This window comes from uncultured Roseovarius sp., assembly GCF_947259555.1.
Taxonomy (GTDB): Bacteria; Pseudomonadota; Alphaproteobacteria; order Rhodobacterales; family Rhodobacteraceae; genus Roseovarius.
On the sequence record NZ_CAMYMD010000037.1, the window covers coordinates 16,455 to 27,474 of the forward strand.

General features: G+C 65.8%; 9 protein-coding genes and 1 pseudogene. 9 read left to right on the forward strand and 1 reads right to left on the reverse strand.

Going from position 1 to position 11,020, the window contains the following annotated elements; genetic code table 11:
* Genes bhcB through bhcD form a run of 3 tightly spaced genes read left to right on the forward strand, consistent with a single transcriptional unit; the run spans position 1 to position 3,184 of the window.
* Complete coding sequence (gene bhcB, locus Q0X85_RS06845) at positions 1-969, forward strand: beta-hydroxyaspartate dehydratase BhcB (protein ID WP_297770765.1); 969 nt, start codon at positions 1-3, stop codon at positions 967-969.
* A 47-nt stretch (positions 970-1,016) separates the two neighbouring features.
* On the forward strand, positions 1,017-2,180 hold the full coding sequence (gene bhcC / locus Q0X85_RS06850; RefSeq protein WP_297770768.1) for a 3-hydroxy-D-aspartate aldolase BhcC: 1,164 nt from the start codon (positions 1,017-1,019) through the stop codon (positions 2,178-2,180).
* An 11-nt stretch (positions 2,181-2,191) separates the two neighbouring features.
* Positions 2,192-3,184 carry an iminosuccinate reductase BhcD gene (gene bhcD, locus Q0X85_RS06855; protein WP_297770772.1) on the forward strand — a complete coding sequence of 331 codons (993 nt, stop codon included), beginning with the start codon at positions 2,192-2,194 and terminating at the stop codon, positions 3,182-3,184.
* Between the two features lie 92 nt (positions 3,185-3,276).
* On the opposite strand, the gene Q0X85_RS06860 is transcribed toward bhcD, so the two are convergent.
* On the reverse strand, positions 3,277-4,023 hold the full coding sequence (locus Q0X85_RS06860; RefSeq protein WP_297770790.1) for a WecB/TagA/CpsF family glycosyltransferase: 747 nt from the start codon (positions 4,021-4,023) through the stop codon (positions 3,277-3,279).
* Between the two features lie 221 nt (positions 4,024-4,244).
* Here Q0X85_RS06860 and Q0X85_RS06865 point away from each other — a divergent pair, with 221 nt between their 5' ends.
* The 6 genes and pseudogenes from Q0X85_RS06865 to Q0X85_RS06890 form a co-directional block, all read left to right on the forward strand.
* Complete coding sequence (locus Q0X85_RS06865; RefSeq protein WP_297770774.1) at positions 4,245-5,381, forward strand: Gfo/Idh/MocA family oxidoreductase; 1,137 nt, start codon at positions 4,245-4,247, stop codon at positions 5,379-5,381.
* Positions 5,372-6,268 carry an NAD(P)-dependent oxidoreductase gene (locus tag Q0X85_RS06870; protein ID WP_297770778.1) on the forward strand — a complete coding sequence of 299 codons (897 nt, stop codon included), beginning with the start codon at positions 5,372-5,374 and terminating at the stop codon, positions 6,266-6,268. Before Q0X85_RS06865 ends, Q0X85_RS06870 begins: the two co-directional genes overlap by 10 nt.
* Entirely contained in the window at positions 6,265-7,503 is a 1,239-nt protein-coding gene (locus Q0X85_RS06875; RefSeq protein WP_297770781.1) for a glycosyltransferase family 4 protein, read from the forward strand. The genes Q0X85_RS06870 and Q0X85_RS06875 overlap by 4 nt, the downstream gene beginning before the upstream one ends.
* Positions 7,500-8,456 (forward strand): glycosyltransferase, encoded by a 957-nt coding sequence (locus Q0X85_RS06880; RefSeq protein ID WP_297770783.1) that lies wholly within the window; start codon positions 7,500-7,502, stop codon positions 8,454-8,456. Before Q0X85_RS06875 ends, Q0X85_RS06880 begins: the two co-directional genes overlap by 4 nt.
* 10 nt (positions 8,457-8,466) lie before the next feature.
* Positions 8,467-10,575, forward strand: coding sequence for an NAD-dependent epimerase/dehydratase family protein (locus tag Q0X85_RS06885; RefSeq protein ID WP_297770787.1), 2,109 nt, complete (start codon positions 8,467-8,469; stop codon positions 10,573-10,575).
* Between the two features lie 167 nt (positions 10,576-10,742).
* Positions 10,743-11,020, forward strand: a pseudogene (locus Q0X85_RS06890) (hypothetical protein); the annotation flags it as partial.

Genomic DNA, 11,020 nt, shown 5'->3' on the forward strand with positions numbered 1-11,020 from the left:
ATGCTGGATCAACGAACCGCAAGCGATCTGACGATTGAGGACATGCGCGCCGCGCATGAGCGGATCAAGCCCTATATCCACCGCACGCCCGTGCTCACCTCGTCGTTCCTGAACGAGCTGACCGGCGCCGAGCTGTTCTTCAAGTGCGAGAACTTTCAAAAGGCCGGTGCGTTCAAGGTGCGTGGTGCGTCGAATGCCGTGTTCGGTCTGAGCGACGAGGCGGCCAGGCTGGGCGTCGCGACGCACAGCTCGGGCAATCACGCGCTCAGCCTCAGCTATGCGGCCGGGCGGCGGGGTATACCGTGCCACGTTGTGATGCCGCGCACGGCGCCGCAGGCCAAGAAAGACGCGGTGCGTGGCTATGGCGGGATCATCACCGAATGCGAGCCGTCGACCACCAGCCGCGAGGAGGTCTTTGCCAAGGTGCAGGCCGAGACCGGGGCGGAGTTTGTCCACCCCTACAACGATCTGCGCGTCATTGCCGGGCAGGCGACGTGCTCTGCCGAACTGATGGAACAGACCGAGGGGCTGGATGCCGTGATCGCCCCCATCGGCGGCGGTGGCATGATCTCGGGCACGTGTCTCACGCTGTCGAATATCGCACCCGATGTGAACATCTATGCCGCCGAGCCGGAGCAGGCCGACGACGCCTATCGCAGCTTCAAGGCCGGGCATATCATCGCCGATGATGCGCCCGAGACGGTGGCCGATGGGCTCAAGGTGCCATTGAAGGACAATACCTGGCATTTCGTGTCTCATAACGTGACCGACATCCTGACCGCCAGCGAAGACGAGATCATCGACGCGATGAAACTGACCTGGGCGCGGATGAAGATCGTGATCGAGGCCAGCTGCGCCGTGCCGCTGGCGACGATCCTGAAAAACCGCGAGGTGTTCGCGGGGCGCCGCGTCGGTGTGATCATCACCGGCGGCAATGTCGATCTAGATAAACTGCCCTGGATCAAGTGAGGGGGCGCCGGGCGCGAACCCGGCCAAATGGAAAACCGGAGGATACCATGAAAGACGTGATCAATCTCGACGAATACGAAGTGGGCTTTGACATCCCTGCGCTGCCGGGCATGAACGAGGCCGAGATCCAGACGCCCTGCCTGGTGCTCGATCTCGACGCGCTGGAGCGCAACATCAAGAAGATGGGCGATTGGGCGAAGGCGCATGGCATGCGCCACCGGGTGCACGGCAAAATGCACAAGTCGGTGGATGTGGCCCTGTTGCAAGAGAGCCTTGGCGGCTCTTGCGGTGTCTGCTGCCAGAAGGTGAGCGAGGCCGAGGTCTTTGCCCGTGGCGGCATCAAGGATGTGCTGGTCTCCAACCAAGTGCGCGACCCGGCCAAGATCGACCGTCTGGCGCGGATGCCGAAATTGGGCGCGCGCACGATCTGCTGTGTCGATGATCTGACCAATGTGGCGGATCTGTCGGCGGCGGCGCAAGAGCATGGCACCGAGATCGAATGTCTGGTGGAGATTGACTGCGGCGCGGGCCGCTGCGGTGTCACCACGACGCCCGAGGTGGTCGAGATCGCCAAGGCGATTGACGGCGCGCCGGGGCTCAAGTTTGCGGGCATTCAGGCCTATCAGGGCGCGATGCAGCACATGGACAAATACGAGGACCGCAAGGCCAAGATCGACCTCGCGGTGGCGCAGGTGCGCGATGCCGTCGAGGGGCTGAAGGCCGAGGGGCTGGAGTGCGATATCGTCGGCGGTGGCGGCACCGGAAGCTATTATTTCGAGGGCAATTCGGGGGTCTATAACGAGCTTCAGTGCGGCTCTTACGCGTTCATGGATGCCGATTACGGTCGCATTCTGGACAAGGACGGCAACCGGATTGATCAGGGCGAATGGGAAAATGCGCTGTTCATCCTGACCTCTGTCATGAGCCACGCCAAGGCCGACAAGGCCATCGTCGATGCGGGCCTCAAGGCGCAGTCGGTGGACAGTGGCCTGCCCTTCATCTTTGGCCGCAAGGACGTGGAATACGTCAAATGCTCGGACGAGCATGGCGTGGTCGCGGACCCCGACGGTGTGCTCAAGGTGAACGAGAAACTGCGCCTCGTGCCCGGGCACTGCGACCCGACCTGCAACGTGCATGACTGGTATGTCGGCGTGCGAAACGGCAAGGTCGAAACCGTCTGGCCGGTCTCGGCCCGTGGCCGGGCCTATTGAGGGCGGGCATGATGGATAAGCAAGTAGAGGCCCAAGGCATCGTCATCGTCGGCGAGGACATCTGCCAGGAGGTGATCAGCCGCGCCGACGCGTTTTCGGCCGTCGAGGCCGTGTTCGGCGCGATGGCCAAGGGCGACGCCTATAACTTTCCGGTGGTGCGCGAGGCCATTGGCCATGCCGATGCGCTCTACGGGTTCAAGGGCGGGTTTGACAAATCCGGCCTGACCCTCGGGCTCAAGGCGGGCGGTTACTGGCCGGGTAACATGGACAAGGGGCTGACCAATCACCAATCCACGGTGTGCCTGTTCGATCCCGACACCGGGCAATTGTCGGCGCTGGTGGGGGGCAATTACCTCACCGCGCTGCGCACGGCGGCCTCAAGCTCGGTCTCCATCGCGCATCTGGCACGCAAGGATGCCAAGGTGCTGGGCATGGTCGGTGCGGGCCATCAATCCGCCTTTCAATTGCGTGCCGCCGCCGAGCAGCGCGACTTTGAAAAGGTCGTGGCCTGGAACCCACATCCTGACATGCTGCCGCGTCTGCAAGCGGTGGCCGAGGAGCTGGGGCTGGAGTTCGAAGGCGTGAGCCAGGAGGAATTGGGCGCGCAGGCGGATGTGATCATCACGATCACCAGCGCCTTCGAGCCGCTGCTCATGGCCGATTGGATCAAGCCCGGCACGCATATTGCCTGCATGGGCACCGATACCAAGGGCAAGCAGGAAGTCGACCCTGTACTCTTTCAGCGGGCCACCGTCTTTGCCGACGAGATCGCGCAGTCGATCAGCATCGGCGAGGCGCAGCATGCTGTGGGCCAGGGGCTTATTTCCGAGGGCGATATCACGCCGGTCGGTGCGGTGATCAATGGCGATCATCCCGGGCGCGCGTCAGATGACGAGATCACGCTCTTTGATGGGACTGGCGTGGGCCTTCAGGATCTCGCCGTGGCGTCTGTGGCGGCCAAATTGGCGCGCGAGCGTGGGTTGGCGACGGCTGTCACGCTCTGAATGACGTCGCGCAGCAGCGCTTGGTGATGGGGAAACAGGCAACCGGAGAGGTTGCCTGTTCGCGTTTTTAGCAAGGTCGTGTCACGCGGACCCTATCTCAGAAGCCATGCCTGCCATGCGTGATAGGGAAGTATCATGGCGCACTGCGCATATCTCGGAACCATGCGGCGCGGGCTTGAAAGGGCACGCCATAGCCATTCCAACGCAAGGCGCCGTATCCACAAGGGTGCGCGGCGCTGCTGTCCGGCGATGAAATCAAGACCTGCTCCGATACTGGCGAAGCCCATATGAGGCAGGCGAGCATGGGCGCGCGCGGCGAAGATTTCTTGTTTCGGGGCTCCGAGTGCCAACAGGCACAAACCGGCATCCGTGGCTTTGAGCTGGTCAATCACGATGTCCCCCGGCTCCCCCAGCGGATCAAACCCCATGGGCGGTGCGATCCGGGCCGCGATGCGTAAGCCCGGCACGCTGTTGGACAGCCCGTCCTCGGCTGCTTTCAATGCGGTTTCGGTGCTGCCCACAAGGGCGACGCTGACGTTCGCTTCGGCGGCGAGCCGGGCCATGGGCACGATCATGTCCGATCCCGGCACGAGCCCGACCGGTCGCCTTGCCAAACGTGAAAGCCAGACGATCGGATTGCCATCGGCGACGACGAGGTCATGCTGTGCGTAGGCATCCAGAAACTGCGGATCGCTTGCGAGTTTTACCAGGTGATCGAGATTGATCGTGGCAAGCGCGAACCCGGTGCGCTGACTCAAGCGATGGCGCAAAACGGACAAGAGCGCCGCCTGATCGCGAGGCTCGATGCGAATGACCCGGTTTCGAATATGGAATTCCAATAAAGCGGCCCCAAGACGTGTGTTCGTTGCCCTGATATACCATCCCAGTACAGTGCTGAAACTATGGCAAATTGAAGGGTATATGCGTATTTGGCGCGGGCCGTGTGTTTTTTGTGTATCACACGGTTGGTAAAGGATTGAACGCACGCGGGAATGGTCTGAATCTTGACACGATCCTATGGTTATCGGGAGCCATGATGCAGGTGAACGGGGCAGAGAGCATGGCCAGTACGGCTACCGTTGGGCGCGTGGCGATTGTCGGCTGCGGGTTCGTGGCCGATCTCTACATGCGCTCCTTTGCTGTGCATCCCGAGGTGACGGTCGTTGCGGTGCATGATCGCGATGCTGCCCGGCAGGTGGCATTTGCTGCGCATTGGGCAGTGCAAGCCGAGGACAGTCTGGCAGCATTGCTGGCGCGGCTTGCGCCGGGTGATGTGGTACTGAACCTCACCAACCCGGAGGCGCATTACGAGATCAACCGCGCCTGTCTGGAGGCCGGACATCACGTTTATTGCGAAAAGCCGCTGGCGATGGAAATGACGCAGGCGCAGGCGCTGCATGATCTGGCGGCGGCGCGCGGGCTGATGCTGGTCTCGGCCCCCTGTTCGGTGCTGGGCGAGGCGGCGCAGGTTCTGCTCTCGGCGGTGCGGCGCGGCGTGGCGGGTGTGCCGCGCCTGGTCTATGCAGAGCTTGACGACGGGTTCATTCCGCAGGCCCCCTTTGCCAAATGGCATAGCGAAAGCGGCGCGCCCTGGCCGCATGCGGACGAGTTTGCCGTCGGCTGCACGCTGGAGCATGCGGGCTATTACCTGTCGTGGCTCATCGCGATGTTCGGCCCGGTGGAGCGGGTGGTCGCCGCTTCGGCCGAGGTGCTGCCCGACAAGCCCGGCGCGACCGGCACGCCGGATTTCTCGGTGGCGACGCTGTTTTTTGCGGAGGGCCCGGTGGCCCGGTTGACCTGTTCGATCGCGGCACCGCATGATCACCGTATCCGGGTGATCGGAGATGACGGAGTGTTGCAGGTGAAAGAGGCGTGGAACAACGCCGCACCGGTGCGGTTTCACCGGCGGCTCATTCTGCGGCGGCGCTTGATGGAGCATCCGTTCGGGCGGCGTCTGCGGCCCCGCGGGGCCTCGCATCCCAAGGTGGGCCGTTGGGGGGCGGCGTCGATGAATTTCGCGCTTGGCCCGGTGGAGATGCTGGCGGCGTTGGCCGAGGGCCGGGCCTGTCGGCTGACAAATGCCATGGCGCTGCATCTGACCGAGGTGACACTGGCCATTCAGAACGCAGGCTGCGATGCAGGGGCGCACGTCATGCAAAGCAAATGCGAACCGATGGAGGCAGCATCATGGGCCTGACACTGATGATCACCGGGGCGGGCGGCTTTTTGGGCCGCGCCGTCGTGGACGAGGCGCAGGCGCGCGGACATGAGGTGCGCGCGCTGACCCGGGACGAGTGCGACCTTGCATCCGGGGAGCTGCCCACGCTCGATGGGGTGGATTGCGTGATCCATCTTGCCGGGTCGCTCTCGGGCGACGTGGCGGTGCAGGCGCGCGACACCATCGAGGCGACGCGTGGGGTGATCGAGGCGATGCAGGCGCAGCCCTTGCCGCCCCGTCTGGTGCTGGCAAGTTCCATCGCGGTCTACAGCGCGGATGCCAAGGGTGTCGTGACCGAGGCCACGCCGCTGGAAGACCGCCCCAACCGCCGCGACGCCTATGCAAGCGCCAAGCTGGCGCAGGAGGAGATGCTGCGGGGCAGCGGCTTGCGTCATACCATCCTGCGCCCCGGTGCGATTCTCGGCCTCGGTCGGGTGACGACCGCGCATCTTGGCCCCGCAGCGGGCGGCACGCTGATCCTGATGGAGCGTGGCGGCGAGGTGCCTGTCGTCTCATTGGCGGATTGCGCCCGCGCCTTCGTGCTGGCCGCCGAGGCCCCGGGCGAGGGTCGGGCGCTCAATATCCTGGGGCCGGACCGGCCCACGCGGACGCGCTATGTCGCGGCGCTGCGGCGCACCGGCTGGCCGCGCCGAGTGCTGCCGCTCAACTGGCGGCTGCTGATGCCGCTGGCCATGTTGCTGTCGCCTCTTGGTGCGCGCTTGCCGGGGCTGTTGCGTCCGGCGATCCTGCGCGCCCGGATGCGGCCCCTGCGCTATGACATCGCGGCGGCGGAGGCGGCGCTGGACTGGACACCGCAGGACGATTTCGACAGCACCTTTGCGCGTGCGACGGAGAGCGGGGGATGAGCCTGCGGATCGCCTATCTGACGGGCGAATATCCGCGCGCGACCGATACGTTCATCCAACGCGAGGTGGCGGCGTTGCGCGCGCGCGGGCTGACGGTCGAGACCTGTTCGATGCGCCGCACCGGGGCGGAACATCACACCGGCCCCGAGCAGCGGACAGAGGCGGCGGGCACCTTTCACGTGTTGGAGGCGACGCTGTCCTGGCGTCTTGTTGGAGCACATCTGGCGGCGTGGCGCCGGCCGGGGGCGTGGCTGCGCGCGCTTAGGCTGGCCTGGCGGACACGCCCCGGCGGGATCAGGCCGACGCTGTATCAGTTCATCTATCTGGCCGAGGCCGCCGTGCTGGCGCAGCACCTGCGCGCGCGGGGCCTCACGCATCTGCACAACCATATCGCCAAGTCGAGTTGCACCGTGGCGATGCTGGCCGCAGAAATGTCGGGCATTCCCTACAGTTTCACTCTGCACGGGCCGGATATCTTCTATGAGCCGCACCGCTGGCGGCTGGATGAAAAGATCGCGCGGGCGCGGTTCGTCGCCTGTATCAGCCATTTCGCCCGCTCGCAGGCGATGGCGTTTTCAAGCCCTGAGCAATGGCGCAAGCTGCATATCGTGCATTGCGGGGTCGATCCGGCGCGCTATGACGGGCCGGGACCGGACGCGCCCGCGCATCTGCTGTTCGTCGGGCGGCTGGCGGCGGTCAAGGGGGTGCCGGTGCTGCTGGAGGCCCTGCAGGGCTTGATCGCCGAGTATCCCGACCTGCGCCTGACGCTGGTCGGCGACGGGCCGGAGCGTGAAGCCTTGGAGAGGCTTGCGGCGGGCCTTGGGGATCATGTGGATTTTGTCGGCTACAGGTCGCAGGACGAGGTGGCGGAATTGCTGCGAGAGGCCACGGCGCTGGTCCTGCCAAGCTTTGCCGAAGGGCTGCCCGTGGTGCTGATGGAGGCGCTGGCCTCGCGCGTGCCGGTGGTGACGACTCGCATCGCGGGCGTGGCGGACCTGGTCGAGGACGGAGAGAGCGGCCTGCTGGTGCCGCCCGGTGACGTGGTGGCGCTGCGCGCGGCCCTCGCCCGGGTGCTGGCAGACCCGGAGGCGCGCCGCCGCATGGGTGAGGCCGGGCGCGCGAAAGTGGTGGACGAATTTGCCTCCGACAGCGAGGCGGCATGGCTCGCCAAGCTGTTTGAGGGCTACGCCAAGGGCACCCCGCCTCAAACCCTGAGACCGGAGGGGCGGGCATGAGCCTCGCCGTAGTGCTGATCGGGCGCAATGAGGGGGCGCGGCTGGTGGCGTCGCTCGCGTCGCTGGCGGGGCGGCGCGTCGTCTATGTCGATAGCGGCTCCACCGATGGCAGCGTCGCGGCGGCGCGTGAGGCTGGCGCGGAGGTGGTGACGCTCGACCCCGCCACGCCCTTCACCGCCGCGCGGGCACGGCATGAAGGGTTCGAGGCGCTGGGCGAGACGCCGCCCGACATTGTGCAATTCATCGACGGCGATTGCTTGGTCGTGCCCGGCTGGATCGAGGCGGGGCTGGCTGCCTTGGAGGAGGACCCGCGTCTTGGCCTCGTCACCGGATGGCGGGCGGAAATCGCCCCCGAGGCCTCGGTCTACAACGCGCTTTGCGATCACGAATGGCACCGTCCGGCGGGCGAGATCACGGCTTGCGGCGGCGACATGATGGTGCGGAGTGCTGCCTATATCGAGGCCGGGGGCTTTGATGCGCAGGTGATCGCCGCTGAGGATGACGAGTTTTGCCAAAGGCTGCGCAAGGCGGGGTGGGGGCTGCGCCGCTTGCCCCTGCCGATGACCCGGCACGATGCTGCGATGACGCGGTTTGGCCAGTGGTGGCGGCGCGCGGTGCGCTCGGGGCACGGGTTTGCGCAGGTGGGTGATCTGCATCCGGCCTATTTCGCGCGCGAGCGGGCGCGGGGATGGGTCTATGGCCTCGGACTGCCGGTGCTGGCGCTTGCGGGGCTGGTCTTGTGGTGGCCGCTGCTGGTGCTGGTCCTCGCGGCCTATCTGCTCTCTTACCTCAAGACGGTGCAGGGGCTGCGCGGCGAGGGCATGGCGACGGGCACCGCGCTGCATCACGGGGTCTTTCTGACCCTGTCGAAATTTCCCAACCTGATCGGCATGCTGACCTACGCCTTGCGCAAGCGGCGCGGGGCGGCGATGCGGATCATCGAATACAAGTGAGCGGTTTTGAATGACGGATAAGACGATCAATGTGGGGCTTGTCGGCGCGGGCTATATCGCGGGCTGGCATGCGGCGGCACTTAAGCTGACACCGGGCGCGCGGCTGGCGGCGGTCTGTGATCTCTCGGCCTCGGCGGCAGAGGGATTGGCGGGCGCGCATGGGGCGCGGGCCTTTACCGATCTGGACGATCTGATCGCGAGCGGAGAGGTCGAGGCGGTGCATATCCTGACGCCGCCCGACAGCCATGCCACGCTTGCGCGCAAATGCCTGGCCGCCGGATTGCATGTGCTGGTGGAAAAGCCGGTGTCGCTGTCGGGGGAGGAGGCGGCAAGCGTGGCCGCGACGGCGCGCGCTGCCGGGTGCCACGTTGCCGCCGGGCATAATTTCCTCGGGCTGCCCGCCTATCAGCGTCTCAAGTCGCTGGTCGCGGCGGGGGTGTTGGGGCGGGTGTCGAGCGCCGAGATCACCTGGGCCTTTCCGCTGGGGCCGCTGCGCTCTGGCCCATTCGGGCTATGGATGCTGCGCGAGCCGGGGAACCTGCTGCGCGAGCTTGGCCCGCATCTCTTTGCCTTTGCGCAGGATCTCTTTGGCCCCGTGACGGTGACGGGGCTGCACCTCTCGAAGCCCGTGCACCTGCCCGGCGCGGGGGAGCGCGCGCAAGGCTGGCGGATCACGGCAGAGGCGGGGGAGGTCGATCTGGCGATCAACCTGCAACTGGTCGAGAGCATTGACGACCGCTCGCTGACATTGCGCGGCTCGTCGGGGCTGGCGCGGCTGGATTATGCAGCGGATGTGTTGGTGTTGGAGCGCGAGAACACCGCCGATCTGGTGCTCAACCCGTTCCTGCGGCAGATCGGCGGGGCCTGGGCGCATCTGCGCGAGGGCGTGGGCAATGCCGCGCGGCAGGTCGGGTCATTGAACCGAAAATCGCCCTATGCGCTTGGGTTCACAGGGTTATTCGAGGAATTTTATGGGGCTATCCGGGAGGGTCGCCCGCTCGATCCGCGCTTTGACGGCGCGGCGGCCGAGGGTGTGATGCGGGCGATTGATGCGACGATTGCGCTGATGCCGGATCAGGGGCGCGAGAGCGTAAGCCTCTCCAAGCCACGCCGCGCACCGCGCCCCACGGCGCTGGTGATCGGCGGCACCGGGTTTCTGGGGCGCGACCTGACGCGCGCGCTGGTGGCGCAAGGCCATGACGTGCGGGTGCTGTCGCGGGGTGCGCATGGGCCGTTCGACGATCTGCCTGAGACTGTCGAGACCTGCGCCGTCAGCCTGCGCGACGAGGACGGACTGACCCGCGCGATGGAGGGGATCGACGTCGTGTATAACCTCGCCCGCGCGCTTGGCACCTCGTGGGAGGACTGTCTGGAGAACGATATCGGCGTCTCGGACCGGATCGCGCGGGCGGCGCTGGCGGCCGGGGTGGGACGCTTTGTCTATACCGGCACGATTGCCTCATATGACATGTCTAACCCGGGGGCGGTGATCACCGAGTCCACGCCCTTTGCCCGCGAAATGAGCGACCGCAATCTCTATGCCCGCTCCAAGGCGGAATGCGAGCGGCGGCTGTGGGAGATGCAGCGCGAGCGCGGCCTGCCGCTGACCATTGCGCGGCCCGGCATCGTGGTTGGGCGCGGCGGGCCGCTGCAGCATTGGGGGATTGGGCGCTGGCACGGCGCGGGGGCGGTGCGGCTCTGGGGCGAGGGCGACAATCCGCTGCCTTTCGTTCTGATCGGCGATGTCTCGGACGGGCTGATCCGGATGGGGGAAAACCCTGCCGCACTGGGACAATCGTTCAACCTCGTGGGCGATGTGCAGCCCTCGGCGCGCAGTTATTTCAACGCCATCCACATGCGGCTTGGCGCGCGGCTCCGGGTGAGTTCGGGCAACCTGACGATGCTCTGGGCGGCGGATGCGGTGAAATCCGTGCTCAAGACCCATGCGCTGCGCCGCCCCGGCGTGATCCGTGCGTCGCTGCGCGATTGGAAATCACGGGCGCATTACGCGCGGTTCGACAATGCCAAGCCCAAGGCGCTGTTGGGCTGGAGCCCGGTCGCGGAGCGCGAGGCGTTTCTGCAAGAGGCTGTCGACCGGTCCAATCTGATGGGGTTCTGAGCCAAGGCGCGGGGCATACAATCATTGTTTTTACGTCGTATTATTGCCGGATTCAGACGGCATACCGGACAGATCAGGCAGGAGATCCCGAATATGGCATGGCAGGCCAAGCCCCTTGTGATGCAAGCTGCGCGCCCCGGCGCGTGGCTGGCTGTCGGGGTGTGCCAATGACCCTGTCGCGCCACGCCGCCTATATGCGCCGCCGCGCCGCGCGGCGCGCTGCGGCAGAGGCTGCGGAGACTTCCGATCCGGTGATTGAGGATGTTCGCGACGAGGCATCTCTTGCACCCGATCCCGAGCCCTCGGACGATATAGATGCGGCGATTGCCGTAAGCGCCGAATCAACGGATATTCCTGAGCCTGAGCCTGAGCCTGAGCCTGAGCCTGAGCCTGAGCCTGAGCCTGAGCCTGAGCCTGAGCCTGAGCCTGAGCCTGAGCCTGAGCC

Bases quoted from the DNA above. Each gene is read 5' to 3' on its own strand.
- Q0X85_RS06885 (WP_297770787.1), top strand. From the start codon at position 8,467: ATGACGGATAAGACGATCAATGTGGGGCTTGTCGGCGCGGGCTATATC.
- bhcB (WP_297770765.1), top strand. From the start codon at position 1: ATGCTGGATCAACGAACCGCAAGCGATCTGACGATTGAGGACATGCGC.
- bhcD (WP_297770772.1), top strand. From the start codon at position 2,192: ATGGATAAGCAAGTAGAGGCCCAAGGCATCGTCATCGTCGGCGAGGAC.
- Q0X85_RS06870 (WP_297770778.1), top strand. From the start codon at position 5,372: ATGGGCCTGACACTGATGATCACCGGGGCGGGCGGCTTTTTGGGCCGC.
- Q0X85_RS06865 (WP_297770774.1), top strand. From the start codon at position 4,245: ATGGCCAGTACGGCTACCGTTGGGCGCGTGGCGATTGTCGGCTGCGGG.
- bhcC (WP_297770768.1), top strand. From the start codon at position 1,017: ATGAAAGACGTGATCAATCTCGACGAATACGAAGTGGGCTTTGACATC.
- Q0X85_RS06880 (WP_297770783.1), top strand. From the start codon at position 7,500: ATGAGCCTCGCCGTAGTGCTGATCGGGCGCAATGAGGGGGCGCGGCTG.
- Q0X85_RS06875 (WP_297770781.1), top strand. From the start codon at position 6,265: ATGAGCCTGCGGATCGCCTATCTGACGGGCGAATATCCGCGCGCGACC.